Raw genomic sequence first — 25,592 nt, 5'->3', positions numbered from 1 at the left:
ATGAGCGAGAACGACCGGGACGACCTGGCAGGTCTGCGCGAGGAGATCGACAGCGTCGGCCGTTCGGCGGCCAGGCGCTTCGACCCCGGCGCCGGCGCGTTGACGATCGCCGTCGCGGCGCTGGCGATCCTGGTGTCGCTCGCGCTGCCGTGGGTGGACGGCGTGCAGGGTCTGAGCGTCCTGTTCGGCTCGGCCGACGGGCTGCCGGAGGTGTTCGCCTACCTGGCGGTGGTCGTCGGCGTGCTGCTGCCCGCGCTGGCGCTGGCGTTGCGGCGGTGGGCGTTGGCGTGGGTGTGCGCGCTGGCGTCGTTCGCCGCGTCGGTGGCGGGCGTGCTGTCGATCTGGACCACGCAGACGACGACCGGCCACCACCCCGGTCCGGGGCCGGGCTTCGGCCTGATCCTGGCCGTGGTGGCGGTGGTCGTGCTGCTGGTGAAGTGGCTGAAGCTGGCCGCGTCCCGGCCGCCGATGCAGTGACCGCCGGGTTCGACAACGCGGAGCTGCGCACCGAGCGGCTCACGTTGCGGCGGCCGGTGGCGGACGACGTGGTCGCGGTGCACGAGATCCACCGCGACCCGCTGGCCTGCGCGCACAACCCGTCCGACGCCCTGCGCACCGCCGAGGAGGCCGCCGGCCTGCTGGAGCGGTGGCTGGAGCACTGGCGCGGCTTCGGCTTCGGCTACTGGGTGGTCCGCCCGCTCGACGCCGGGCGGCCGCTCGGGTTCTGCGGCGTGAAGCTCACCGACGTCGACGACCGGCGCGCGCTCAACCTGTTCTACCGGTTCGACCCGGCCGCCTGGGGTCGGGGCATCGCCTCCGAGGCGGCCCGCGAGGTCGTGCGGTGGGCGCGCGCGGCCCTGCCCGCGTTCCCGGTCGTGGCCCGGGTCCGGCCCGCCAACACCGCGTCGCAGCGGGTGGCGCTCAAAGCCGGGCTGACCCGCGCCGAGCACCTGGACCGCCCCGGCGAGGACGGACCCGACCTGTTGTTCGCCGCGGGCTGGGAATCCGGACACTTCTCCGCATTCACCGCGCGACGACCGGACGAATCCGCGGACCGCTGATCCCGTCGTGACGGTTGGGCGAATTCCGTCAGCACGGCATGCGCCGCGGCCAGACCACGCCGTTCCCGCCTTGCTCGGAGGTGCACTGGTGCGCGGTGGTGGTGGTCGGGACCGCGGTCGTCGTCGAGGTGGCGGTCGGGACATCCGGGTTCGCGGTCGTGCGGACGGTCGTCACGACAGGTGGCGCCACCACCTCGCGGACCCCTGACGTGGCCGGTGCGGTCGGCGCCGCGGGCTGGGTCGTCGGAGCGGAGGTCTCAGCCGAGGACGACGTGGTGGACCCATCGGGAGCAGGGACGACGGTGACCACGGTGACCTGGGGCCCGCTCCCCACGTCTCCCAGGGCGACCGACATCACCAACGCTGCCACCACCGCACCCGCCGCGCCCGCGAGCACCATCGCGACGGCTGTCGTGAACCGGTTGGGCGACGAGGCGACCGTGACCCGACCGATGTCCCGGGCCCCGATCACCGTGCCGTGGAAGTCGCCGCTCATGTCGTTGTGCACGCCCGGGGACGCGTCCCCGGTCGATTTCGCCGCCACTCAGCCCGTCCGATTCACCGCGTCCGCCGAAAGGATCACCCGCACAAGCTAACGGCACGACGGCGGCGCCCCTCCCGTTTTTTGCGGAATGGCACAGGCAATACGCGAACGGGCCCCGCACCGCTCCCACCGGGGAGCGGCACGGGGCCCGTGCCCGGCCGACTAGCGGCTGGCGACCGCCTGCTCGGCGGCGGCCAGCCACTCGCGCCACTGCTTGGCCTGCGCCTCGGCCTGCTCGGCACGGCGCTTGTCGCCTGCCGTGCGGGCCTTGGCGGCCTGCGCCTCGAACTGCTCCACGCGCTCGCGGAACTGCGCGACGCGGGCCTCGGCCTCCGGGTCGGACTTGCGCCACTGCGCGTCGACCGCACCGCGGACCCGCTCCTCGATCGTGCGGAGCTTGCCCTCCAGCTCGCGGACCCGCTCGCGCGGCACCTTGCCGATCGCGTCCCACCGCTCCTGGATCTTGTACAGCTGCTGCCGCGCTGCCTCCAGGTCGAGCGACGGGTCGATCCGCTCGGCCTCGGCGAGCAGCTCCTCCTTCAGCTTCGCGTTGGCCGCGAACTCGGCGTCACGCTCGCTGAACGCCTCGGAGCGCCGGGCGAAGAACGCGTCCTGCGCGGCCCGGAACCGCTGCCACAACGCGTCGTCGGCCTCCTTGGGCGCACGCCCGGCGGCCTTCCACTCGACCATCAGGTCCTTGTAGCGACCGGCCGTGGGGCCCCAGTCGTCGGACTCGACGAGCTTCTCGGCCTCCTCGACCAGCTCCTGCTTGCGGTTCTTGGCCACGCCGCGCTGCCGGTCGAGGTCGGCGAAGTGCGACCCGCGCCGGCGGTTGAACGCGTCACGCGCCTTGGAGAAGCGCCGCCACAGCTGCTCGTCGGTCTTGCGGTCGACGCCCCGGATCGTCTTCCACTCGTCCAGGATCTGCCGCAGCCGGTCGCCCGCCGCCTTCCACTGCGTGGACTCGTTGGCCAGCGCCTCGGCCTCCTCGACCAGCTCCTGCTTGCGCGCGCCCGCCGCGGCCCGTGCCTCGTCCTTGGCCGCCTTCGCGGCCTCCAGGCCCTTCTCGGCCAGGACCAGCACGTGCTCGACCCGTGCGGCCAGGGCGGCGAGGTCACCGACCACCGCCGCGTCGGCCAGGCTCTCCTGGACGTGCTTCGCGCTGGTCAGCGCGTGCTTGGGGTCGCCCGCGCCGGAGGACAGCCGCGTCACCAGCAGCTCGACCTCGGTGCGGATGTCGTCGAACCGGCGCGCGAAGTGCGCCAGGCCCTCGGCGGGCTCGCCCGCCTGCCAGGAACCGACGACCCGCTCGCCGTCGGCCGTCTTGACGTAGACGGTGCCGTCCGCGTCCACGCGCCCCCAGCGGTCAGGGTGGTCCGACGCCACGGGGACCGGCGGTGCCGCCGCGACCGGCGTCGCTTCCACCCTGGTCTCCTCGACCACCGCCCCCGCACCACTGTCGCCAGTGGTTCCCGGTGTCGTCTCGTGCTCCGTCATCGCCGGCTTCCTCCTCGCCTGCCCACTTCGTGGTGCCCGTGCCGACCACGGGCGCCCCGCCTACGACGGGGCCCAGCACCCGAGTACCGCGACGCCCCTCAAGAGTGCCCGGTACCTCGCGCGCATTCAAACAGGTCAAGGCTCGCATCGGTACCGGTGGTGGCCGATGAGTAGCGTGGACTGCCATGATCTCGCGCCTCGTGGTCGTGCCGCACCCCCCGCTGCTGGTGCCCGAACTGGTCTCCGACGCCGCGCGGGACACCGAACCGGTGCGCTCGGCGTGCCTGGCCGCCGCACGGGACCTGGCCGCGCACGCGCCCGACTGGGTGGCCGTCGGCGTCGACCCGTCCGGGCCGCGGGTGGTCGAGGGCGTGACGGGGACGTTCCGCGGCTTCGGGGTGGACGTGCCGGTGTCGCTGTCCGACGATGCGTCCTCTGTGGATGAGGAGCTGCCCCTGCCCGCGCTGGTCGCGGCCTGGCTGCGGGAACGCGTCGGCGCCCGGTCCGTGCGCGTGCACCTCGTGCCGCCGGACCTGTCCACCGCCGAGTGCGTCGCCGTGGGCGAGCGGCTGGCGGGCTCGCGCGCGCTGCTGGTGCTCGGCGACGGGTCGCACCGGCACGGCGAGCTGGCCGTCGGGCGGCCGGACGAGCGGGCCGAGCCGTTCGACGAGGAGGTGCGCAAGGCGCTGGCCACGGCGGACACCGCGGCGTTGCGCGCGCTCGACCCGGCGCTGGCGGCCGAGTTGGGCGCGTTCGGCCGGGCCGCGTGGCAGGTGGCCGCGGGCGTGCCGGGCGCCTGGCGGTGCGCCCGGTCGGAGTTCCTGGCGCCCTTCGGCGTCGGCTACCACGTGGCGGTCTGGGAGGCTTGAGCACGTGAACACCCCCATCGCCGTCGTCGGGCCCACCGCCACCGGTAAGTCGGACCTGGCCGTGCGGCTGGCCGTCGAGCTGGGCGGCGAGGTGGTCAACGCCGACGCGATGCAGCTCTACCGGGGCATGGACATCGGCACGGCCAAGATCACCGACGCCGAGCGGCAGGGCGTGCCGCACCACCTGCTCGACGTGCTCGACGTGACCGAGACCGCCTCCGTCGCCGCCTACCAGCGCGAGGCGCGGGCCGTGGTGGAACGGCTGCTCGCCGACGGCCGCACGCCGGTGCTGGTCGGCGGCTCGGGCCTGTACGTGCAGGCGGTGCTGGACGACCTGGTGTTCCCCGGCACGGACGAGAAGATCCGCACCCAGCTGGAGCAGGAGCTGGCCGTGTTCGGGTCGGAGACGCTGCACGGCCGGCTGGCGCAGCTGGACCCGGCCGCCGCGCTGGCCATCCTGCCGAGCAACGGCCGCCGGGTGGTGCGCGCGCTGGAGGTCATCGAGCTGACCGGGCAGCCGTTCTCCGCCACCCTGCCCAAGCCCGGACCGGCCCGCTACGGCACGGTGGTCGTGGGGCTGGACCGCGAGGTGTCCGAACTGGACCAGCGGGTCGACGCGCGGGTGGCGCGGATGTTCGAGTCGGGCCTGGTGGACGAGGTGCGCGCGCTGGAGGCCCGCGGTCTGCGCGAGGGCCGCACGGCGTCGCGCGCGCTGGGCTACCAGCAGGTGCTGGCCGCGTTCGACGGCGAGTGCTCGGTCGAGGAGGCCGCGGCCGCCACCGCGCAGGCCACCCGGCGGTTCGTCCGCAAGCAGCGGTCCTGGTTCCGCCGCGACCGGCGGGTGACGTGGTTCGACGCGGGCGGGCCGGGGCTGGCCGAGGACGTGCTCAAGCTGGTCGCACCGTAGCCTGGTGGGCGTGGGAGTCGAGTTTCTGAAGGGCCACGGCACCGAGAACGACTTCGTGGTGCTGCCCGATCCGGACGGCGTGCTGGACCTGACCGAGTCACGCGTGCGCGCGCTGTGCGACCGGCGGCGGGGCCTGGGCGCGGACGGCGTGCTGCGGGTCGTGCGGCCCGACTTCGGCCCGTGGTTCATGGACTACCGCAACGCCGACGGCTCGATCGCCGAGATGTGCGGCAACGGGGTGCGCGTGTTCTCGCGGTACCTGGTCGAGGCCGAGCTGGTGCCCGCGGGCGAGTTCACCATCGGCACGCGGGCCGGCGAGCGGCACGTCGTCGTGCACGACGACGGCGCGGTGACCGTGGACATGGGCCGCGTGCTGGTCACCGGCACGGGCACGGCCACCGTGGGCGGCAGCGCGTTCGGCGGTGTCGCGGTGGACGTCGGCAACCCGCACCTGGCGTGCGTGACCGAGGTGCCGGTGGCGGAGCTCGACCTCGAGGTGCCGCCCGGCCACGACCCGGTCCAGTTCCCGCACGGGGTGAACGTCGAGTTCGTCAACGTGCTCGACGAGGGCGTCCTCCGGATGCGCGTGCACGAGCGCGGCGTCGGCGAGACCCGCTCGTGCGGCACGGGCACGGTGGCCTCGGTGGCGTCCTGGCTGTACGGCGCCGGTCGGCGCACCGGCAAGGCCACTGTGGACATCCCGGGTGGACAGGTGTCCGTGGTGATCGAGGAGGAGTCCTCCACGCTCACCGGCCCGGCCGTGCTGCTGGCGCGCGGCGAGCTGGACCAGGCCTGGTGGGACGCGCTCTAGCCGGTCAGACCGACCGCAGCACGAGGGCCACGCCGTGGTCCAGCCGCTCGGCGAACGCGGTCGGCGCCAGGTCGGCCGCGACCGCCCGCAACGCCGGGTAGTCGCCCAGCGCGCCGGCCAACGTGCCGTCACCCGGCGCGGCCTGCTCCTCCTGGACCAGGCCGACGGTGAGGTGGACGAGCGTCCACAGCGTCCAGCCCGCCCTGGGGTCGCCGCCCGCGACCAGCGCCGCCGCCAGCGCTTCGGCGAACCGCAGCGTGCCGGGCTCGGCCGCGTAGACGCCCACGACGACGTTCGCGCCGTCCCGGTGCGCCAGCATCGCCCGCCGCAGCCTCCTGGCCAGCTCGGCGGCGCGTGACCGCCAGTCCTCGGGCAGCCCGGCCAGGTCGACCTCGCCGACGATCGCGTCGGCCATCAGCTCCCGCAGCCGGGCCTTGCTCTTGACGTGCCAGAGCACGGTGTTCATCCGCACGCCCAGCCGGGTGGCGATGGCGCGGGTGGACACCGCGTCCAGCCCTTCCTCGTCGAGCAGGTCGAGGGCGGCGCGCACGACGGCGTCGCGGTCCAGCCTGGCCGGACTCGGCCGACCCCCTTGCGTCTTGGTCACTGACCTATTTTACTGGACCCGGCAAAATTGGTCAGTGACCAAGGGAGGGTCCGTGGAGGGTCGGGTTGTCGTGGTCGGCGCGGGGCCGACGGGGTTGTGGCTGGCGAGCGAGCTCAGGCTGGCGGGTGTCGAGGTGGTCGTGCTGGAGGCGCGGACCGGGCGCGACCCGAACTCCAAGGCGTTGACGGTGCACCCGCGCACGCTGGAGGTGTTCGCCTGCCGCGGCGTGGCCGAGCGGTTCGTGCGGTCGGGCGTGCCGATCCCGAGCGGCCACTTCGGCGCGCTGGACGAGCGGCTGGACTTCCGCGGGCTGGACACGCCGTTCCCGTACACGCTGTTCCTGCCGCAGGCCCGCACGGAGGAGCTGCTGGAGGAGCACGCGCTCGCGGTCGGCGCGCGGGTGCTGCGCGGGCACCGGGTGACCGGCGTGGCGCAGGACGCGGACGGCGTGACGGTGACGGCGACCGGTCTCGCCGAGCCGCTGCGGGCGGCGTACGTGGTCGGGTGCGACGGCACGCGCAGCACCGTGCGCGAGGCGGCCGGCATCGGGTTCCCCGGCACGGACAGCACGACCTGGGGGTGGCTGGCCGACGTGGTGCTGGACGAGCCGCTCACCGCGCCGTTGACCGCGAGCGGGCCGGACGGGCTGCTGATGGCCGTGCCGCTGCCCGGCGGCGCCTGCCGGCTCGTCGGCGTCGACCCGGCGAACCGACCCGGGACCCCGACCCTCGCGGAGGTGGTGAGCGCGGTCATCCGCATCACCGGCTCCGACCTCGGCGTGCGGGAGGCGCGGTGGCTGTCGCGGTTCGGCAACGCCACCCGCCAGGCCACCGCCTACCGCCGCGGCCGCGTGCTGCTCGCGGGCGACGCGGCCCACCAGCACTTCCCCACCGGCGGCGTCGGGCTGAACGTCGGCGTCCAGGACGCGGCCAACCTGGGCTGGAAGCTCGCCGAGACCGTCCACGGCACCGCGCCCGACGGGCTGCTGGACACCTACCACGCCGAGCGCCACCCCGTCGGCGTCGAACTGCTGCGCAGCACGCGGGCGCAGACCGCCCTGATGACCGCGCACACGGTCGAGGGACAGGCGCTGCGGGAGGTGATCAGCGCCCGGATCGCCGACGTGCCCGAGTTCGGGCGCGCGTTGGCCGAGTCGCTGTCCGCGCTGGCCGTGGCCTACCCGGCGGGCCCCGACGAGCACCCGTTGACCGGTACCCGCGCGCCGAACCTGGAGTTCGCCGACGGCGACCTGTTCACCCTGCTGCACCCCGGCCGGCCGGTGCTGCTCGACTTCACCGGCGGCGACCTCGCCGGGCGCCCGGTGGCGCTGACCGGCGACCGACCCGCGTGGGCGGCGGTGCGGACCGCCCTGATCCGGCCGGACGGCCACGTGGCGTGGGCCGCCTAGAGGTCGAACACCTCGAGCTTGCCCAGCCGCGCCTCGGAGACCACCTCGGGCTGCGAGCTGGGCGCGGTGCAGCAGACCAGCTTGTCCTCGACGATCGCCACGGCGAAGCAGAGCTGGCTGGTCTCCAGCTTCCGGGTGATCTCGCCGCCCTCCTCGACCCGGAACACGAACGGCTGGATCGCGGGCGCGACCCACACGCCGCCGTCGGCGTCCACCGCGATGCCGTCCGGCGCGATGTAGTGCTCGCGCAGCGACGCGAAGACGTGCCGGTCGGACAGCGAGCCGTCGTCGGCCACGGTGAACGCGGTCAGGCCGAACGCCAGCGTCTCGGCGACGACGAGCCTGCCGTCGGGCAGCAACCCGGTGCCGTTGGGGAACTTCAGGTCCTCGACGGCCACGCTGACCTTGCCGTCGGGCTCGACGAGCGCCAGCGGCGTGCCGGGCGCGACCCAGTCCGGCTCGAGCAGCGGCGCGTCACCGCCCCACGCGAGGACGGCGTGCAGGTCGAAGCCGAAGTTGCCGACGTACGCGCGACCCTTCGCGTCGACCAGCATGTCGTTGGCGTGGAAGGTGGCGATCCCGCCCAGGTCCGCGTGCTCCACCAGGCCGTCGGGATCCAGCCGCAGCACCTTGCGGTCCCGCATCGACACCACGAGCAGCCGCCCGTCCGGCAGCCAGCCGAGCCCCGACGGCTGCTCCGGCACCTCGCAGACGACCTCCTCCTCGCCCGAGGCCAGGTCGAGGGCGCGGACCTGGTGGTCGTAGAAGTCCGAGTAGAAGAGCCGGCCGTCCGGCCCTTGCCGCGGACCTTCGCCGAACCTGAGACCTTCGCGCAGCACGGTGGTGTCAGCCATGCCGTTCGACGCTAGTGATCACCGGGAGGTCGCGCATCGACCGCAGCGGTGACAGGAGCACCCAAAGGACGGACAGGATCATCCCGGCCGACGCGGCCCACAGCGTGCTCCGCGTGCCGACCCACTCGGCCAGCGCGCCGCCCGCCAGCGCACCCACCGGCATCACGCCCCAGCTCAGGAACCGCACGCTGGCGTTCATCCGGCCGAGCAGCCGGTCCGGGCACAACGCCTGCCGCAGGCTGACCTGCGAGACGTTGTAGACGATCACGCCGGCGGACGTGACCAGGGTGCCGACCGCGAACAACGCCAGCCGCCACCCCGGCTCCGCCAGCGGGACCAGCAACCACGCGGGCTGCGTGACCACCATCGACAACCACACCAGCCGCACCCGCCCCAACCGCGTCAACCGCCCCGTGACCAGGCCCGCGAGCGCTCCGCCCGCGCTGCCCACCCCCAGCAGCACCGCGGCGGCCGAGGCGGACAGCCCGAGGTCGCGCACCAGGAAGAGCACGTTGACCGCGCCCCACATGCCGTTGGTCAGGTTGAACCACGTCGTGCACAGCGCGATCGGCCTCAGCAACGGGTGCCCGAACACGAACCGCAGCCCTTCGGCCATGTCCGCTCGAAGGGCGCGCTTGCGCCGCTGCACCGACGGCTCGGCCGTGCGGATGCCGCCCAGCAGCGCCGCCGAGGTCAGGAACGAGCACGTGATGGCGAGCACGGCGTTCGCGCTGCCCAGCAGCACCAGCAGCCCGCTCAGCGGCCGGCCGGACAGGCGGGCGACCTGCTGCGTCGACACCAGCCTGCCGTTCGCGACCGCCAACTCGTCGCGCGGCACCAACGTCGGCAGGTACGCCTGGGACGCCACCTCGAAGAACACCGTCAGCACGCCCGCGGCCAGCGCCGCGAGCAGCAGGTGGGTGAACGTGAGGCGGTCCAGCCACGCCGCCACCGGCACCGTCGCGAGCACCAGCGCGCGCCCGGCCGTGCTCCAGGCCAGCACGGGCCGTTTGCGCACCCGGTCCACGTAGACGCCCACGGGCAGCCCGATGAGCAGGAACGCGGCCGTGCCGGCGGCGGTCAGCGCACCGATCAGGAACCCCGAGGCGTCCAGGACCTCGATCGCCACGACCGGCAGCAGGAACGTGTACATGGCCGTGCCGAACTGGTTGACCGCGTCGCTGCCCCAGAACAGCCGGAAATCACGCGGTAACGGCATCACGGCTCCGCAGCGGCGACAGCACCACCCACAGCACCGACAGGGCCTGGCACCCCATGCCCACCGCCAACGTCGCCGTCACCCCGATGCCGCCGCCGAGCGCGCCGCCCACCAGGCCGCCCAAGGGCATCGAGCCCCACACCACGAACCGGATGCTGGCGTTCATCCGGCCCAGCAGGTGGTCGGGGCAGATGGACTGCCGGTAGCTGACCTGGGCGATGTTGTAGACCGTCGCCCCGTAGGCCACCGCCGCCTCGCCGAAAACCACGAACACGATGCGCCAGTCCGCCGCGCCGAGCGGGACGAGTGCCCCGAACGGCCACGTGACCAGGCCGGACAGCCAGATGACCTTGGTCTGGCCGAAGCGGGCGTGCCACCGGTTCACGGTCAGCGCGCCCAGCACGCCGCCGATGCCCGCCGCGCTGAGCACCAGGCCGACCACGCCCTCGGACAGGCCCAGCTCGCGCACCAGGAACAGCACCAGCACCGCCGCCGCCATGCCGCCGAAGAAGTTGGCGGTGCCCGTGCAGCCCACGATCGCGCGCAGCGACCGGTGCCCGAAGACGAACCGCAGCCCTTCGGCGACCTCGTGGACCAGGCCGGGCCGGTCCGCCCGCCGGGGCGGCGGTTCCACCGTGCGGATGCGCAGCAGGAACGACGCCGAGACCAGGTAGCCGACCGCGGTGGCCAGCACGCCGACGGCCGCGCCGACCGCCTGCGCCACCCCGCCGGCGGCAGCCGGGCCCGACACCTCCGCCACGGCCCGGCTGGCCTCCAGCTTCGAGTTGCCCTCCACCAGCTGCTCCCGGCCGACCAGCGCGGGCAGGTAGGACTGGTAGGCGATGTCGAACATGACCGTGGCCGCACCGACCAGCAGGGCGACCACGACGAGGTGGGCCAGCGTGAGCGCGCCGAGCCACCACGCCACCGGCACCGAGAGCAGCAACAACGCGCGGGTGAAGTCGGCCACGAGCATCACCGGCCGGCGGCTCAACCGGTCCACCCAGACCCCGGCGGGCAGCCCGATCAGCAGGAACGCGGCCGTGCCCGCCGCCGAGAGCACGCCCATCTCGAACGGCGTGGCGGCCAGCGCGCCCACCGCGAGCAGCGGCAACACCGTGCGGCCGATCGTGGAGCCGAACTGGCTGACGGTGTCGCCTGCCCACAGCAGGCGGAAGTCGCGATGAGACCAGAGGGACACGGCGGAAGTGTCGCGGGAGTGATTGGAAACTGTCAATCACTTGCGCGGCCGCGGTCTAGGCTGTGCGGGTGCAACGACGTCCGGCGACCGACGCCGAGGCCGCCGCCCTGGCCTCGGCCGTGCGGCTGCGCATCATCCGCCTCACCTACGACCGCGCGATGACCAACAAGGAGATCGCCGAACGGCTCGGCAAGGACCCCGCCACCACCCTCCACCACGTGCGCAAACTCGTCGCCGCGGGCTTCCTGGAAGCACAGGAGGAGCGGACGGGCAACCGGGGCGCGCGGGAGATCCCGTACCGGTCGACGGGGCTGTCCTGGCAGCTCCACAAGGGCAGCAGCCCGTACCCCGAGGAGACCAGCGAGGCGGTGTTCCAGGCGTTCCTGAGCGAGGTCGCCGAGGTGGGCCCGGCCGCGATGAACCAGTTCCGACTGGTCGCCCGGGTCGACCGCGCGGAACTAAAACGGCGCCTCCAGACGTTGTTGGATGAGCTGGCAGCCGAGCCGGCCCACCCCGACGGGGAACGCGTGGCGATCTACCTGGCGCTCTACCCAGGCGATTAACCACTCGTCCCGGCAGGGGTGCCGTGGGACGATGAAGGGCAAATGACGGAAAACACGTACAGCAGCAACGACTGGCTCGACCACGAGGACGAGCTGTCCACCGGCGACATGGCGCTCGAGGAGCGTGCCGCGCTACGCCGCGTAGCCGGGTTGTCCACCGAGCTCGAGGACGTCACCGAGGTCGAGTACCGCCAGCTCCGGCTGGAGCGGGTCGTGCTGGTCGGCGTGTGGACCGAGGGCACGGCGGCCGATTCGGACGCGTCCCTGGCGGAACTGGCCCTGCTCGCCGAGACCGCGGGCTCCGAGGTGCTGGAAGGCCTCGTGCAGCGGCGCGACCGGCCCGACCCGGCCACCTACATCGGTTCCGGCAAGGTCCACGAGCTGCGCGACATCGTGATCGCCACCGGCGCGGACACGGTGATCTGCGACGGCGAGCTCTCACCCGGCCAGCTCCGGCAGCTGGAGGAGAAGCTCAAGGTCAAGGTCGTCGACCGCACGGCGCTGATCCTCGACATCTTCGCCCAGCACGCGTCCACGCGCGAGGGCAAGGCCCAGGTCGAGATGGCCCAGCTCCAGTACCTGCTGCCGCGCCTGCGCGGTTGGGGCGAGTCGCTGTCCCGGCAGGCCGGTGGTCGTGCCGGCGGCGGCAACGGCGGCGTGGGCCTGCGCGGTCCCGGTGAGACCAAGCTCGAGACCGACCGCAGGCGCATCCGCGCGCGCATCTCCAAGCTGCGCCGCGAGATCGCCGCGATGAGCGTCATCCGGGAGACCAAGCGGCACCGCCGCGTGGCCAACTCGGTGCCGAACGTCGCCATCGCGGGGTACACGAACGCGGGCAAGTCCAGCCTGCTCAACGCGCTGACCGGCGCGGGGGTGCTGGTGCAGGACGCCCTGTTCGCGACCCTCGACCCGACCACGCGGCGCACCGAGACGCCCGAGGGCCTGCCCTACACGTTGACCGACACGGTCGGCTTCGTGCGGCACCTGCCGCACCAGCTGGTCGAGGCGTTCCGGTCGACGTTGGAGGAGGTCGCCGACGCGGACCTGCTGGTCCACGTGGTCGACGGCTCCGACGCGATGCCGGAGATGCAGGTCAAGGCCGTGCGCGAGGTGATCACCGAGATCTCGTCGCGGCGGGACGACCCGATGCCGACCGAGCTGCTCGTGGTGAACAAGGTCGACGCGGTGGGCGAGCTGGGCATGGCCCGGCTGCGGCACCTGTTCCCCACGGCGGTGTTCGTGTCCGCGCACACCGGCGAGGGCATCGCCGAGCTGCGCGAGCGCATCGCGGCCATGACGCCGCGGCCGGAGGTCGTGGTCGAGGCGCTCGTGCCGTACGCGCGGGGCGAGCTGGTCGCACGCGTGCACCGCGAGGGTGAAGTGCTCAAGGAGCGGCACACCGAGGAGGGCACCGAGCTGTCCGCCCGGGTCCGACCGGACCTGGCCGGCGTGCTGGAGAAGTTCGCCGTGAACGGAAGCCGCGCCTGAGCCCTTGCGCGCGCTGCTGGTAGTCCTGGGAGTGGTGATGACGGCCGGTTCCGCTTCGGCGGAGCCGGCCGTCGCCGACGTGTGCGCGGTGACCGACCAGCGGCTGGAGGAGCTGTCCGGGCTGGCGTCCGACGGCGGGCAGTGGTTCGCGGTGAACGACAGCGACGACGGCCGGTTGCGGGTCCAGGTGCTCGACCGCACCTGCGTGATCACGCGCACCATCTCCGCGCCGACGAACCCGTTCGACGTCGAAGATCTCGCTTTGGCTCCTGACGGAACCCTGTGGGCGGCGGATACCGGCGACAACGGCAAGTCGCGCGAAACCGTGGCTTTGCACGCCGTTTCACCGGACGGCAGCGCACGTTTGTACCGACTTACGTATCCTGACGGAAAGCACGATGCCGAGGCATTGTTGCTCGACGGTTCCGGCATTCCGCACATCATCACGAAGGAAACGATCGGGTCGGCGTTGGTGTACCGGCCGGCGTCCGGGCTGAGCGAGGGCGCGCCGACGCCGCTGGAGCAGGTGGCGCGGGTGTCGATCGGCACCACGGACACCGCGGGCGGGCCGTTGCAGAACTCCGTGGTGACGCGCCTGGTCACGGGCGGCGCGATGTCCCGGGACGGCCGGGTGGCGGCGTTGCGGACCTACACCGACGCGTACCTGTTCCCGGTGCCGGACGGCGACCTGGCCAAGGCGCTGGAGTCGGACCCCGTGCGGGTGCCGCTGGCCGGTGAGCCGCAGGGCGAGGCCCTCGCGTTCGACCCGGACGGCACGCTGCTGTCGGCGTCGGAGTTCGGCAACGCGGGCGCTTCGTCAACCGTGCGCGCGGTGGCGGGTGCGGCGGCGTTGGCCGTGCCGCCCGCGCCGACGACCACGACGGAAACCACGCCGTCGACGGGCGAGGGGACCACCACTCCCCCGGCCACCGAACCGCGGTCGCCGTGGCCGGTGGTGAGCGGCGGCGCGGTGGCGTTGGTGCTGGTGGGCGCGCTGGTGCGCCGCTCACGCCGACGCCGGGCGTGAGCGGCGCACCAGTGCCCGCCTAGAGCCTGCGCAGGACGGCGACGACCTTGCCCAGGATCGACGCGTCGTCACCGGGGATGGGCTGGTAGGCCGCGTTGTGCGGCATCAGCCACACGTGCCCGTCCTCCTTGCGCTTGAACGTCTTCACGGTGGCCTCGCCGTCGATCATCGCGGCCACCACCTCGCCGTTGTCCGCCGTCGGCTGCTGGCGGACGACCACCCAGTCGCCGTCGGTGATGGCGGCGTCCACCATCGAGTCGCCGACGACCTTCAGCAGGAACACGTCACCCTCGCCGACGATCTCGCGCGGCAGCGGGAACACGTCCTCGATGGCCTCTTCCGCCAGGATCGGCCCACCGGCCGCGATGCGGCCCAGCATGGGCACGTACGCGGGCGTCGGCTTGGACGCCGGGTCGAGGCCGGTCACGATCTCGGCGGGCAGCACGCCCACCGCGCGCGGCCGGTTCGGGTCGCGACGCAGGTACCCCTTCCGCTCCAGCGCGCGCAGCTGGTGGGCGACCGAGGAGGTGGAGGTCAGGCCGACCGCCTCCCCGATCTCACGCACGCTGGGCGGGTAGCCGAACCGGTCGAGCCAGTCGCGGATCACGTCGAGCACCTTGCGCTGGCGCAGGGTGAGCCCGGCGTTGCCCGCGATGTCCGCCGGTTCGGGCGCGGAGGGCACATCGGCGGTGCGCAGGTCTTCGCTGGTCTTGCGTGCCACGGTGCTTCCTCCTCACCGGTCCCGATTGCCCAGGCCGGCTTCTCCGACGATCTTCACTTGTGGACGGTAGTCGCGTTCCGTGTCCAGATCAAACACCTGTTCGAAGTAAACCTCGGCGTGTCCTAGCGATTTCGCCCGGCGAAGTGGTACACATTCGCACGGACGTTCGATCGAACACAGGTTCGATCATGATCGGATGACCTGCGTTGGAGGACATCATGGCGGTGGTCATTGGCACCCGTAACAGCTTCGAACTGGTCGACGGCGCCGGTGCCGAGGATGTCGCACTCGGCGCGGGACTGCGACCCGGACCACGGGTCCTCCGCCGGTTCGACGTACACGATAAGGACAACCGCCGCCCGTCGACCCGCCCCCGCCCGCTCGCCGTGCGCCGCACCGCGCCCGAGCCGGTCGCCTGCGAGGTCCGGCCGCAGCGCCACCCCGCCGTCCAGTTCATCGCGTACTCGGCGGCCGCGGCCGTCTTCGCCGGCCTGCTGAGCCTGCTCTTCCTGTACACCTCCGGCGCCACCACCGTCCCCGAACGGACCAACGTCGTGCACGTCCAGGTGGGCGAGTCGCTGTGGGACGTGGCCGAACGCAGCGCGCCCGCCAGCGACCCGGACGCCGTGGTCTCCCGCATCCGCGAGCTGAACTCCCTCCCCGGCACCGACGTCGTCCCCGGCCAGTCCCTGGTCGTCCCCCACGGCACCCCTTGACCCCTCCCCCTCGCGCGTGTCGAACCTTCAGGACCCCCGAGTTTCAACATCCGGAACGGTGAACTCGGGGGTCCTGAGCGTTCGACGCGGTGGACGCGAGCGTTCGACCCGCGCGTTTGCGTTCGCGAATCGGCGGTGACCTGCGACGGGTCCGAGGGCGGTCCGTGACCGGTGCGTCGCCCAGCGCGCGTTCCTCCCATCGAGTGGTCCGGGACACGCGTGTTGAGTTGCGGAGCAGTAGGGTCCGGGCATAGGTTGACCCCTACATCTAGTGGTTACACCAACGTAGTTAGTCCACAGGTTGGGGTATTCCCCGCCATGAGGGCTAACGCGATGGATGCTGCGCGGAGGAGGGGAGACCAGCCGTGCGATGCCCGTTCTGCCGCAACGCCGACTCTCGTGTGGTCGACTCGCGGGAGGTCGACGAGGGCCAGGTGATCCGCCGCCGGCGCTCCTGCTCCAGCTGCGGTCGCCGGTTCACCACCGTGGAGGAAGCCGTGCTCGCGGTGGTCAAGCGCTCCGGCGTCACCGAGCCGTTCAGCCGCGACAAGGTCGTCAACGGCGTGCGCCGCGCGTGCCAGGGCCGCCCGGTCGACGAGGACGCCCTGCAACAGCTCGCGCACCGCGTCGAGGAGTCCATCCGCTCGGGCGGCAACGCCGAGATCCCGAGCCACGAGGTGGGCCTGGCCATCCTCGGCCCCCTGCGCGACCTGGACGAGGTGGCCTACCTGCGGTTCGCCTCCGTCTACCGCTCCTTCTCGTCCGTCGAGGACTTCGAGAAGGAGATCGCCGATCTTCGCACCGCCCAGCTCACGGACGACTGAGCGGACGCGACGCAAGACAACTGCGCCTGACCGGCTCGGACGGGGGGAGCCCGGACGTGGGTCGCGCATCGGACGTCGAGAACTCGTGAAACGGAATGAGGAAGTCGGAATGACGGAGACCGTCGGTGGCTCCAGCAAGAAGACGGCCGCCCGCAACGGCGCGGGGGACAAGAACGCCAAGCTGAAGGTGGAGCGCGTCTACACCACCGCGGGCACGCACCCCTATGACGAGGTCACCTGGGAGCACCGCGACGTCGTGATGACGAACTGGCGCGACGGCTCGGTGAACTTCGAGCAGCGGGGCGTCGAGTTCCCCGACTTCTGGTCGGTCAACGCCACCAACATCGTCACCAGCAAGTACTTCCGCGGCGCGGTGGGCACGCCGCAGCGCGAGCACAGCCTGCGCCAGCTCATCGACCGCGTGGTGAAGACCTACGTCGAGGCGGGCGTCAAGCACGGCTACTTCACCACCGCCGAGGACGCCGAGATCTACGAGCACGAGCTGACCTGGATGCTGCTGCACCAGGTGTTCAGCTTCAACTCGCCGGTCTGGTTCAACGTGGGCACGAGCTCGCCGCAGCAGGTCAGCGCCTGCTTCATCCTGTCGGTCGACGACACGATGGAGTCGATCCTGAACTGGTACCGCGAGGAGGGCCTGATCTTCAAGGGCGGCTCCGGCGCGGGCCTGAACCTCTCGCGCATCCGCTCGTCGAAGGAGCTGCTGTCCTCCGGCGGCACGGCGTCCGGCCCGGTGTCGTTCATGCGCGGCGCCGACGCGTCCGCGGGCACCATCAAGTCCGGCGGCGCGACCCGCCGTGCGGCGAAGATGGTCGTGCTGGACGTCGACCACCCGGACGTCGAGGAGTTCATCCAGACCAAGGCGCGGGAAGAGGACAAGGTCCGCGCGCTGCGCGACGCCGGGTTCGACATGGACCTGGGCGGCAAGGACATCGTGTCCGTGCAGTACCAGAACGCGAACAACTCGATCCGCGTGTCGGACGAGTTCATGCACGCCTACGAGAACGGCGGGCAGTTCGGCCTGCGCGCCCGCCAGACCGGCGAGATCATCGAGCACGTCGACGCGAAGGACCTGTTCCGCAAGCTGGCGCAGGCCGCGTGGGAGTGCGCCGACCCGGGCATCCAGTACGACGGCACGATCAACGACTGGCACACCACGCCGGAGTCGGGCCGGATCACGGCCTCGAACCCGTGCTCGGAGTACATGCACCTGGACAACTCCAGCTGCAACCTGGCGTCGTTGAACCTGATGAAGTTCCTCTCCGACGACGGCACGTTCAACGCGGAGCTGTTCGCCAAGTCCGTCGAGCTGATCATCACCGCGATGGACATCTCGATCTGCTTCGCGGACTTCCCGACGCCCGCGATCGGCGAGACGACCCGCGCGTTCCGCCAGCTGGGCATCGGCTACGCGAACCTGGGCGCGCTGCTCATGGCGACCGGTCACGCGTACGACTCCGAGGGTGGCCGCGCGCTGGCCGCCGCGATCACGTCCCTGATGCAGGCCGTGGCGTACAAGCGGTCCGCCGAGCTGGCGGGCATCGTCGGCCCGTACGAGGGCTACGCCCGCAACGCCGAGGGTCACCAGCGGGTCATCCGCAAGCACTCGGCCGCCAACGACATGCTGCGCACGTACCACGCGAACGACGGCGCGGTGCAGAAGGTCGCGACCAAGGCGTGGCAGGAGTGCCAGCGCATCGGCGCCCGCAACGGCTGGCGCAACGCGCAGGCCAGCGTGCTCGCGCCCACCGGCACCATCGGCCTGATGATGGACTGCGACACCACCGGCATCGAGCCGGACCTGGCGCTGGTGAAGTTCAAGAAGCTGGTCGGCGGCGGCTCGATGCAGATCGTCAACCAGACCGTGCCGCGGGCGCTGAAGGTGCTGGGCTACCAGCAGGAGCAGATCGAGGCGATCGTCGAGTACATCGGCGAGCACGGCCACGTGGTGGACGCGCCGGGCCTCAAGCCCGAGCACTACGAGGTGTTCGACTGCGCCATGGGCGACCGCTCGATCGCGCCGATGGGCCACGTGCGGATGATGGCCGCGGTGCAGCCGTTCATCTCGGGCGCGATCTCCAAGACGGTGAACATGCCGGAGACGGCGACCGTCGAGGAGGTCGAGGAGATCTACTACCAGGGCTGGAAGCTCGGCCTGAAGGCGCTGGCGATCTACCGCGACAACTGCAAGGTCGGCCAGCCGCTGTCGGCGGGCAAGTCGGCCAAGGCGTCCTCGGCGGTGGAGGCCAAGACCGAGACGGTCGTGGAGTACCGCCCGGTGCGCAAGCGGCTGCCGAAGAAGCGCCCGTCGCAGACGGTGTCGTTCACGGTGGGCGGCGCGGAGGGCTACCTGCACGCCGGGTCGTACCCGGACGACGGCCTCGGCGAGATCTTCGTCAAGCTGGGCAAGCAGGGCTCGACGCTGGCCGGCGTGATGGACGCGTTCTCCATGTCCATCTCGGTGGGCCTGCAGTACGGCATCCCGCTGGAGTTCTACGTCTCGAAGTTCCAGAACCTGCGCTTCGAGCCGGCGGGGATGACGGACGACCCGGACGTCCGCATCGCGACCAGCGTCCTGGACTACCTGTTCCGCCGCCTGGCGCTGGACTACCTGCCGTTCGAGAAGCGGGCGCAGCTCGGCATCTTCACCGCCGACGAGCGCACCGCGCAGGTCTCGTCCGACTACGGCAACGGCGACGTGGACCTGGAGGGCCTGCGCACGTCGGTCGACGCGGCTCCGGCCACCTCGACCACGCCTGCGCCGGAGGAGAAGAAGTCCAAGCCGCAGGACGTCAGGGTCGGCAGCTCCACGGAACTGCTCGAACTGCACCTGGGCAAGGCCGCCGACGCGCCGCTGTGCATGACGTGCGGCACGAAGATGCGCCCGGCCGGCTCGTGCTACCTGTGCGAGGGCTGCGGCTCCACCTCGGGCTGCAGCTGATCGTTCGACGTGCGGTGACGCGCTGATCACAACTCAACAGCGACATGAGGGCTGGGACCGCTGCGTCCCAGCCCTCATGTGCGATACGTACCGGCGCAAGAGGCGCCGGAACGACGAACGCCCGGCCTCTGAAGGGCCGGGCGTTCGGTGCAGCCAGACCGAGGTCGCGACTGCGGCGTGAGAACCACTATGCGACCACGGTCTGGCTGCGATCACAAATCGAGAATCAAGGATGTGACAGCCATGACTCGCGGCAACCGCGGTCAGACCGGCCCGAACGCGGCCTCGAAGGCAAGCAAGGTGCTGTCGAACCCCAAGTCGACGGCTGCCGAGAAGTCGGCAGCGGCCAGCGCGCTTTCCCAGGCGCCGAGCAGCAAGGGGCAGACCGGCCCGAAGGCGGCGTCGAATGCCGGCAAGGTGCTTGGCGACCCGTCGTCGACCAAAGCGGAGAAGTCGGCTGCAGCCAGCACGTTGGCACAGACCCCCGCGAAGAAGTAGTTCGTGACGGAGGCGCCAGTCAACCACTGACGCCGCGCTGAGTGGCTGTGAGTCGAGTCAGATCTGCTCACAGCCACTTCAGCGAGCTGACTGACCGGCACGCGGCAGGCCTCGGACAGCACCGGTTTTCCACGCCGCCAACACGGTCCGCACCTGCGATGCGGCCGTGACGAGAGCCAGTGGCGCGTTGTCGGGATTGGCGATCGGCGACGCGTTGGGTGCGCCCACCGAGTTCATGGACGTCGCCGAGATCGAGCACCGCTACGGCGTGGGCGGGACGGTATCGCGGACGCGTTGCGGGAGCACTTCGCGCGGTGGTGGGAGTCGCCGGACAACAACCGCGCGCCCGGCATGACGTGCTCGCAGGCGTGCGAGAGGTTGGCCGCCGGGTTGCCGTGGCGGGAAGCCACCGGCGCCTCCTCGAAGGGCTGCGGCGCGAACATGCGCGTCGTGCCGGTGGGACTCGTGCGCCGATCCGGGCGCACCCCCGGTTTTGTATGGGCCGTTCCAAAACCTGCTAACGTCTCCCCCGTGCCCCGACCCAAGGAGTTCGACGAGGAGCAGGCGCTCGACGCCGCCATGCGCACGTTCTGGGCGAACGGCTACGAGGCCACGTCCACCGAAGACCTGTGCCGCGCCACCGGGTTGGGGCGCAGCAGCATCTACAACACCTTCAGCAGCAAGCACGAGCTCTTCAAGCGCGCCCTCGTCCGCTACACCGAGCTGATGACCGACAACCAGATCGCGCTGCTCGAAGACGAGACGCGGTCGCCCGGCAGACGCCTGCGCGACCTGTTCGACGCGATCATCGCGGGCGAGGTGGAGAACCGGCGGGACGATCGCGGGATCGGCTGCCTGACCGTCAACACGACCGTGGAGCTGGCCGGGCGCGACCCCGAGGCCGCCGAACTGGTCGAGCACGACCAGCGGCGCAGGCTCGACGCGCTCCGGGCGGTCATCGCGACCGGCCTGCGGGACGGTGAGTTCAGGTCCGGGCGCGACCCGGCGGAGTTGGCGCGGTTCGTCAACGCCGTCATCGCGGGCATCCGGGTCGCAGGCCAGGGCGGCGCGGACATCCCCACGTTGAACGCCATCGCGGACACCGCCCGGCAAGCCCTCTAGCAACCCTGGGAAGACCAAGGCGATCACGCGCGCCCGCATTTTGGACAGATCAATACAAATAGGAGCACCCCGACATGCCCCGTGTCGTCCACCTGCTCGCCCTCGGCATCTTCACCATGGTCACCAGCGAGTTCGTCGTCGCCGGCCTGATGCCGCAGATGGCCGCCGGCCTGCACGTCACCATCCCCGAGATCGGCTACCTGATCACCGCGTTCGCCGCCGCGATGGCCGTCGGCGGCCCGCTGCTCACCGTGCTGATGCTCCGGCTCCGGCCCAAGCCCGCGCTGATGGCGCTGTTCGCCGTCTTCCTCGCCGGCAACGTCCTCGCCGCCACGGCCACCGAGTACGGCGTGATGGTCACCGCCCGCGTCGTCACCGGCGCGGCGGCGCAGGCGTTCTTCGGCGTGGCGCTCTCGGTGACCTCCGCCCTGGTCGCGGAGAACCTGCGCGGGCGCGCGACCGCGACCGTCCTCAACGGACTGATGCTCGGCACGCTCCTCGGCCTGCCGCTGGCCACGTTCCTCGGCGCGCACCTCGGCTGGCGCGCGGCGTTCTGGGGCATCGCCGCGCTCACCGTCGTGGCCGCCGCCGGCACGCTCGCGGGCGTGCCGCGGCTGGACCGCGCCGGCGGCGACACGACCGTGCGCGCCGAGCTGCGCGCCGTCGTCCGGCCGAGGCTGTGGCTGGTGCTGTCCACCAGCACGTGCGTCATCGGCGCGACGTTCGCCGCGTTCAGCTACGCCAACCCGATCCTGACCGAGGTCACCGGCTTCGCCACGAGCACGGTCCCGTTGCTGCTCATCGCCTACGGCGCGGCGACGCTCCTCGGCAACCACGTGGTCGGCCGGCTCGCCGACCGCCACGCGCTGCCCGCCCTGCTCGCCGGACTGGCGCTCAACGCCCTCTTCCTCACCACCTTCGCCCTCTTCGCCGACGAGAAGGCGCCCGCCGTGGTGAGCCTGCTCGGCATCGGCCTGGTCGGAGTCACGATGAACCCCGCGCTGGTGACCCGCGTCCAGCGCACGGGCAACACCGGCGCGCTGGTCAACACCGTGCACGGGTCGTTCATCACCTCCGGCATCATCATCGGGTCGTGGCTGGGCGGCCTGCTCATCGCCGACCACGGCCTGCGCGCGCCGTTGTGGCTGGGCGCGGTGCTCGCGGTGCTCGGCCTCGGCACCTTGATCCCCGACGTGCGGCGGTGGACCGCGGCCGCGCGGTCGGACAAGGCCCTCGCGCCGGACGGACCCACTCCCGCCGAAGCGCGAACCACGACCGGCGGGTAGCACGCCGAACCAACTTCATCTAGTCTGTCTAGACAGCACACCGGAGGCTGCGATGAACGGACACTGGCAGTTGCAGGAAGCCAAACAACGCTTCAGCGAGCTGATCAGGTCGGTCGAGACCGATGGCCCGCAGTTCGTCACCAGGCACGGCGAGGAGGTCGCCGTGATCATCGACATCTCCGAGTACCGACGTCTCCGAGGCGGCGGGGAGGACTTCAAAGCGTTCCTCCGGTCCGCTCCCGATGTCGACCTGGAGATCAGCCGGTCGCAGGCACCTGCACGAGCGGTCGACCTTGGTGAGGACGAGTGAGCTTTCTCCTGGACACCAACGTGGTGTCGGAGATCCGCAAGAAGACGCCGGATCCCGGCGTTTCGGCCTGGTTCGCGGCGGTTCCCGCAAGCGACCTGTTCCTCAGCGTGTTGGTCGTCGGCGAGATCAGACAGGGCATCGACCGGCTGGCTCGGCGAGACCCGGCCCAGGCCGGTGTCTTCGAGCGGTGGCTGGGGCAGTTGGTCGATGTCTACGGTGACCGGATCGTCCCTGTCACCGCTGACGTCGCCGAAGCTTGGGGGCGGCTCAACGTCCCCGATCCCCTGCCTGTCGTCGACGGCCTGTTGGCGGCAACGGCGCTGGTGCACGGGTGGACCCTGGTCACGCGGAACGTCGACGACGTCACGTCGACGGGGGCACGGCTCCTGAACCCCTTCACCGCGACCCACGGGCGGTGAGCCGAGCTCCCTGCCCCTGCCATGCGGCGGGGGCAGGGAAGTCGGGTCAGGCCTTGTTGCGGAACAGCTTGTTGCCCAGCCAGACGATCGGGTCGTAACGCCGGTCGGCCACGCGTTCCTTCATCGGGATCAACGCGTTGTCGGTGATCTTGATGTGCTCCGGGCACACCTCCGTGCAGCACTTCGTGATGTTGCACAGCCCCAGGCCGTGCGACGACTGCGCCTCCTGCACCCGGTCGGCCTCGTCGAGCGGGTGCATCTCCAGCTCGGCCACCCGCATCAGGAACCGCGGCCCGGCGAACGACTCCTTGTTCTCCTCGTGGTCGCGGATCACGTGGCACGTGTTGTTGCACAGGAAGCACTCGATGCACTTGCGGAACTCCTGCGAGCGCTCCACGTCGACCTGCTGCATCCGGTACTCCCCCGGCGCCACGCCCTTCGGCGGCTTGAACGCGGGGACCTCACGTGCCTTCTGGTAGTTGTACGAGACGTCCGTGACCAGGTCGCGGATCACCGGGAACGTGCGCATCGGCGTCACGGTCACCGTCTCGTCCTCCGCGAACACCGACATCCGCGTCATGCACAGCAGCCTCGGCTTGCCGTTGATCTCCGCCGAGCACGACCCGCACTTGCCCGCCTTGCAGTTCCACCGCACGGCCAGGTCGGGCGTCTGCGTCGCCTGCAACCGGTGGATCACGTCGAGGACGACCTCACCCTCGTTGACCTCGACGGTGAAGTCCTCCAGACCACCGCCCTCGTCCGAACCGCGCCACACCCGGAAGTGCCCCTGGTACCCCATGTCAGCCCTCCAGCTCGTCGGCGGTCAGGTACTTCTGCAGCTCGCTGTGCTCGAACAACGCCAGCAGGTCCGCCCGGATCGGGATCTGCGGCTCCTCCACCACCTCGACCGAGGAGCCGGAGAGCGTGCACACCAGCAGCTTGCGCCGCCAGTCGGCGTCCATGCCCGGGTAGTCGTCCCGCGTGTGCCCGCCGCGGCTCTCCGTGCGCAGCAGCGCGGCACGCGCCACGCACTCGCTGACCACGAGCATGTTCCGCAGGTCGAGCGCCAGGTGCCAGCCGGGGTTGAACTGCCGGTGCCCCTCGACCACCAGGGTCGCGGCGCGCCGCTTCAGCTCCTCCAGGCGCTTGATCGCCTGGTCCATCTCCTCGGCCTTGCGGATGATGCCGACCAGGTCGTTCATCGCCTGCTGCAACTCCATGTGCAGCGTGTACGGGTTCTCGCCGCCACCGTCGGAACCGGAGAACGGCGCCACGGCCGTCCGCTCCGCCTCGGCGACGGCCTCGTCCGAGCACACCGGCCGGGCGGGCAGCCCCGCCACGTAGTCCGACGCGCCCGCGCCCGCACGGCGACCGAACACCAGCAGGTCGGACAACGAGTTGCCGCCGAGCCGGTTCGAGCCGTGCATCCCGCCGGACACCTCGCCCGCCGCGAACAGCCCCGGCACCGACGACGCGCCCGTGTCCGGGTCGACCTGCACGCCGCCCATCACGTAGTGGCAGGTCGGCCCGACCTCCATCGGCTGCGCGGTGATGTCGACGTCCGCCAGCTCCTTGAACTGGTGGTGCATCGACGGCAGCCGCCGCATGATCTCCTCGGCGGGCAGGCGCGTGGACACGTCCAGGAACACGCCGCCGTGCTCGGACCCACGACCGGCCTTGACCTCGGAGTTGATGGCACGCGCCACCTCGTCGCGCGGCAGCAGCTCCGGTGGCCGCCGGTTCTTGCCGGGGTCGGCGTACCAGCGGTCGGCCTCGGCCTCGTTGTCGGCGTACTTGTCCTTGAACACCTCGGGGATGTAGTCGAACATGAACCGCTTGCCGTCGGAGTTGCGCAGCACGCCGCCGTCACCGCGGACCGACTCGGTGACCAGGATCCCCTTCACCGACGGCGGCCAGACCATGCCGGTCGGGTGGAACTGCACGAACTCCATGTTGATCAGGGACGCGCCCGCGCGCAGGGCCAGCGCGTGGCCGTCGCCGGTGTACTCCCACGAGTTCGACGTGACCTTGAACGACTTGCCGATGCCGCCGGTCGCGAGCACCACGGCGGGCGCCTCGAACAGCACGAACCGGCCCGACTCGCGCCAGTAGCCGAACGCGCCGGCCACCTTGCCGTCGTCGAGCACCAGGTCCGTGACGGTGAACTCCTGGAACACCTTCAGCCGCGACTCGTAGTCGCCGGTCTCGGCGTGGTCGTCCTGCTGCAGCGACACGACCTTCTGCTGGAGGCTGCGGATCAGCTCCAGCCCGGTGCGGTCGCCGACGTGCGCGAGGCGCGGGTACTCGTGGCCGCCGAAGTTGCGCTGGCTGATCCGACCGTCCTTGGTGCGGTCGAACAGCGCGCCGTAGGTCTCCAGCTCCCAGACCCGGTCGGGCGCCTCCTTGGCGTGCAGCTCGGCCATCCGCCAGTTGTTCAGGAACTTCCCGCCGCGCATGGTGTCGCGGAAGTGCACCTGCCAGTTGTCGTTCGAGTTCACGTTGCCCATGGCCGCGGCGATGCCGCCCTCGGCCATCACCGTGTGGGCCTTGCCGAACAACGACTTGCACAGCACCGCCGTGCGCATCCCGTGTTCACGGGCCTCGATCGCGGCGCGCAACCCCGCACCGCCGGCACCGATCACGAGCACGTCGAACGAATGCCGTTCCAGCTCGGGCAAAAC

27 protein-coding genes are annotated in these 25,592 nt (G+C 71.5%); 17 read left to right on the top strand and 10 right to left on the bottom strand.

What is annotated here, in order from left to right; translation table 11 throughout:
* Both AB0I91_RS26355 and AB0I91_RS26350 read left to right on the top strand, forming a co-directional pair.
* On the top strand, window positions 1-477 hold the full coding sequence (locus AB0I91_RS26355; protein ID WP_498773817.1) for an Rv2732c family membrane protein: 477 nt from the start codon (window positions 1-3) through the stop codon (window positions 475-477).
* Window positions 438-1,061, top strand: coding sequence for a GNAT family N-acetyltransferase (locus AB0I91_RS26350; RefSeq protein WP_499614769.1), 624 nt, complete (start codon window positions 438-440; stop codon window positions 1,059-1,061). The genes AB0I91_RS26355 and AB0I91_RS26350 overlap by 40 nt, the downstream gene beginning before the upstream one ends.
* Before the next feature lie 28 nt (window positions 1,062-1,089).
* Here the strand turns inward: AB0I91_RS26350 and AB0I91_RS26345 are convergent, their stop codons facing one another.
* The gene (locus tag AB0I91_RS26345) at window positions 1,090-1,605 is read right to left on the bottom strand and encodes a hypothetical protein (RefSeq protein WP_499639310.1); all 516 of its coding nucleotides are present in this window, start codon (window positions 1,603-1,605) and stop codon (window positions 1,090-1,092) included.
* A 162-nt stretch (window positions 1,606-1,767) separates the two neighbouring features.
* Window positions 1,768-3,102: a DUF349 domain-containing protein gene (locus AB0I91_RS26340; protein WP_498773811.1), complete on the bottom strand. Its 1,335-nt coding sequence runs from the start codon at window positions 3,100-3,102 to the stop codon at window positions 1,768-1,770.
* Between the two features lie 185 nt (window positions 3,103-3,287).
* Between AB0I91_RS26340 and AB0I91_RS26335 the strand changes: the two genes are divergently transcribed.
* The 3 genes from AB0I91_RS26335 to dapF are packed head-to-tail and all read left to right on the top strand — an operon-like array spanning window position 3,288 to window position 5,689.
* Window positions 3,288-3,971: a class III extradiol ring-cleavage dioxygenase family protein gene (locus AB0I91_RS26335; RefSeq protein ID WP_498773809.1), complete on the top strand. Its 684-nt coding sequence runs from the start codon at window positions 3,288-3,290 to the stop codon at window positions 3,969-3,971.
* A 4-nt stretch (window positions 3,972-3,975) separates the two neighbouring features.
* Entirely contained in the window at window positions 3,976-4,878 is a 903-nt protein-coding gene (miaA, locus tag AB0I91_RS26330) for a tRNA (adenosine(37)-N6)-dimethylallyltransferase MiaA (RefSeq protein WP_499639308.1), read from the top strand.
* A 10-nt stretch (window positions 4,879-4,888) separates the two neighbouring features.
* The gene (gene dapF, locus AB0I91_RS26325) at window positions 4,889-5,689 is read left to right on the top strand and encodes a diaminopimelate epimerase (RefSeq protein WP_499639306.1); all 801 of its coding nucleotides are present in this window, start codon (window positions 4,889-4,891) and stop codon (window positions 5,687-5,689) included.
* A 4-nt stretch (window positions 5,690-5,693) separates the two neighbouring features.
* On the opposite strand, the gene AB0I91_RS26320 is transcribed toward dapF, so the two are convergent.
* Window positions 5,694-6,296, bottom strand: a complete 603-nt coding sequence (locus AB0I91_RS26320) for a TetR/AcrR family transcriptional regulator C-terminal domain-containing protein (RefSeq protein ID WP_498773803.1) — start codon at window positions 6,294-6,296, stop codon at window positions 5,694-5,696.
* Between the two features lie 52 nt (window positions 6,297-6,348).
* Between AB0I91_RS26320 and AB0I91_RS26315 the strand changes: the two genes are divergently transcribed.
* Window positions 6,349-7,704: an FAD-dependent monooxygenase gene (locus tag AB0I91_RS26315; RefSeq protein WP_499639304.1), complete on the top strand. Its 1,356-nt coding sequence runs from the start codon at window positions 6,349-6,351 to the stop codon at window positions 7,702-7,704.
* Here AB0I91_RS26315 and AB0I91_RS26310 read toward each other — a convergent pair.
* The 3 genes from AB0I91_RS26310 to AB0I91_RS26300 are packed head-to-tail and all read right to left on the bottom strand — an operon-like array spanning window position 7,701 to window position 10,978.
* Window positions 7,701-8,558: an SMP-30/gluconolactonase/LRE family protein gene (locus tag AB0I91_RS26310; RefSeq protein WP_498773799.1), complete on the bottom strand. Its 858-nt coding sequence runs from the start codon at window positions 8,556-8,558 to the stop codon at window positions 7,701-7,703. The two genes, AB0I91_RS26315 and AB0I91_RS26310, sit on opposite strands and share 4 nt — an antisense overlap.
* On the bottom strand, window positions 8,551-9,777 hold the full coding sequence (locus AB0I91_RS26305) for an MFS transporter (protein WP_499615524.1): 1,227 nt from the start codon (window positions 9,775-9,777) through the stop codon (window positions 8,551-8,553). The genes AB0I91_RS26310 and AB0I91_RS26305 overlap by 8 nt, the downstream gene beginning before the upstream one ends.
* Window positions 9,761-10,978 carry an MFS transporter gene (locus AB0I91_RS26300; RefSeq protein WP_499639302.1) on the bottom strand — a complete coding sequence of 406 codons (1,218 nt, stop codon included), beginning with the start codon at window positions 10,976-10,978 and terminating at the stop codon, window positions 9,761-9,763. Before AB0I91_RS26300 ends, AB0I91_RS26305 begins: the two co-directional genes overlap by 17 nt.
* Window positions 10,979-11,046: 68 nt before the next feature.
* Here AB0I91_RS26300 and AB0I91_RS26295 point away from each other — a divergent pair, with 68 nt between their 5' ends.
* The 3 genes from AB0I91_RS26295 to AB0I91_RS26285 are packed head-to-tail and all read left to right on the top strand — an operon-like array spanning window position 11,047 to window position 14,056.
* Window positions 11,047-11,541: an ArsR/SmtB family transcription factor gene (locus AB0I91_RS26295; protein WP_372470452.1), complete on the top strand. Its 495-nt coding sequence runs from the start codon at window positions 11,047-11,049 to the stop codon at window positions 11,539-11,541.
* A gap of 42 nt (window positions 11,542-11,583) precedes the next feature.
* Window positions 11,584-13,029: a GTPase HflX gene (gene hflX, locus AB0I91_RS26290; RefSeq protein ID WP_498773792.1), complete on the top strand. Its 1,446-nt coding sequence runs from the start codon at window positions 11,584-11,586 to the stop codon at window positions 13,027-13,029.
* A gap of 37 nt (window positions 13,030-13,066) precedes the next feature.
* Window positions 13,067-14,056: a hypothetical protein gene (locus tag AB0I91_RS26285; protein WP_499639300.1), complete on the top strand. Its 990-nt coding sequence runs from the start codon at window positions 13,067-13,069 to the stop codon at window positions 14,054-14,056.
* A 19-nt stretch (window positions 14,057-14,075) separates the two neighbouring features.
* Here the strand turns inward: AB0I91_RS26285 and lexA are convergent, their stop codons facing one another.
* Entirely contained in the window at window positions 14,076-14,753 is a 678-nt protein-coding gene (gene lexA / locus AB0I91_RS26280) for a transcriptional repressor LexA (RefSeq protein ID WP_238598522.1), read from the bottom strand.
* A 242-nt stretch (window positions 14,754-14,995) separates the two neighbouring features.
* Between lexA and AB0I91_RS26275 the strand changes: the two genes are divergently transcribed.
* The 3 genes from AB0I91_RS26275 to AB0I91_RS26265 all read left to right on the top strand — a co-directional run bounded on the left by AB0I91_RS26275 (window position 14,996) and on the right by AB0I91_RS26265 (window position 19,276).
* Entirely contained in the window at window positions 14,996-15,493 is a 498-nt protein-coding gene (locus AB0I91_RS26275; protein ID WP_499639298.1) for a LysM peptidoglycan-binding domain-containing protein, read from the top strand.
* A gap of 365 nt (window positions 15,494-15,858) precedes the next feature.
* Window positions 15,859-16,317, top strand: a complete 459-nt coding sequence (gene nrdR, locus AB0I91_RS26270) for a transcriptional regulator NrdR (RefSeq protein ID WP_033437157.1) — start codon at window positions 15,859-15,861, stop codon at window positions 16,315-16,317.
* Between the two features lie 109 nt (window positions 16,318-16,426).
* The gene (locus AB0I91_RS26265) at window positions 16,427-19,276 is read left to right on the top strand and encodes a vitamin B12-dependent ribonucleotide reductase (protein ID WP_498773785.1); all 2,850 of its coding nucleotides are present in this window, start codon (window positions 16,427-16,429) and stop codon (window positions 19,274-19,276) included.
* Between the two features lie 263 nt (window positions 19,277-19,539).
* Here the strand turns inward: AB0I91_RS26265 and AB0I91_RS26260 are convergent, their stop codons facing one another.
* Window positions 19,540-19,896 (bottom strand): hypothetical protein, encoded by a 357-nt coding sequence (locus tag AB0I91_RS26260; protein ID WP_498773783.1) that lies wholly within the window; start codon window positions 19,894-19,896, stop codon window positions 19,540-19,542.
* Between the two features lie 44 nt (window positions 19,897-19,940).
* On the opposite strand from AB0I91_RS26260, the gene AB0I91_RS26255 reads away from it, so the two are divergent.
* The 5 genes from AB0I91_RS26255 (at window position 19,941) to AB0I91_RS26235 (ending at window position 22,911) form a co-directional block, all read left to right on the top strand.
* Complete coding sequence (locus tag AB0I91_RS26255; RefSeq protein WP_499639296.1) at window positions 19,941-20,129, top strand: ADP-ribosylglycohydrolase family protein; 189 nt, start codon at window positions 19,941-19,943, stop codon at window positions 20,127-20,129.
* Window positions 20,069-20,896 (top strand): TetR family transcriptional regulator, encoded by an 828-nt coding sequence (locus tag AB0I91_RS26250; protein ID WP_499639294.1) that lies wholly within the window; start codon window positions 20,069-20,071, stop codon window positions 20,894-20,896. Before AB0I91_RS26255 ends, AB0I91_RS26250 begins: the two co-directional genes overlap by 61 nt.
* A gap of 74 nt (window positions 20,897-20,970) precedes the next feature.
* The gene (locus AB0I91_RS26245) at window positions 20,971-22,182 is read left to right on the top strand and encodes an MFS transporter (protein WP_499639292.1); all 1,212 of its coding nucleotides are present in this window, start codon (window positions 20,971-20,973) and stop codon (window positions 22,180-22,182) included.
* A gap of 52 nt (window positions 22,183-22,234) precedes the next feature.
* Window positions 22,235-22,492, top strand: a complete 258-nt coding sequence (locus tag AB0I91_RS26240; protein ID WP_498773775.1) for a type II toxin-antitoxin system Phd/YefM family antitoxin — start codon at window positions 22,235-22,237, stop codon at window positions 22,490-22,492.
* Window positions 22,489-22,911 carry a type II toxin-antitoxin system VapC family toxin gene (locus tag AB0I91_RS26235; RefSeq protein ID WP_498773773.1) on the top strand — a complete coding sequence of 141 codons (423 nt, stop codon included), beginning with the start codon at window positions 22,489-22,491 and terminating at the stop codon, window positions 22,909-22,911. The genes AB0I91_RS26240 and AB0I91_RS26235 overlap by 4 nt, the downstream gene beginning before the upstream one ends.
* A gap of 46 nt (window positions 22,912-22,957) precedes the next feature.
* On the opposite strand, the gene AB0I91_RS26230 is transcribed toward AB0I91_RS26235, so the two are convergent.
* Both AB0I91_RS26230 and AB0I91_RS26225 read right to left on the bottom strand, forming a co-directional pair.
* Complete coding sequence (locus tag AB0I91_RS26230; RefSeq protein WP_498773771.1) at window positions 22,958-23,710, bottom strand: succinate dehydrogenase/fumarate reductase iron-sulfur subunit; 753 nt, start codon at window positions 23,708-23,710, stop codon at window positions 22,958-22,960.
* Between the two features lies 1 nt (window position 23,711).
* Window positions 23,712-25,589, bottom strand: a complete 1,878-nt coding sequence (locus tag AB0I91_RS26225) for a fumarate reductase/succinate dehydrogenase flavoprotein subunit (protein WP_499615492.1) — start codon at window positions 25,587-25,589, stop codon at window positions 23,712-23,714.
* Window positions 25,590-25,592 lie beyond the last annotated feature (3 nt).

The organism is Actinosynnema sp. NPDC049800 (assembly GCF_040656635.1).
Taxonomy (GTDB): domain Bacteria; phylum Actinomycetota; class Actinomycetes; order Mycobacteriales; family Pseudonocardiaceae; genus Actinosynnema.
This window is presented reverse-complemented; position numbering and strand designations above follow the sequence as displayed.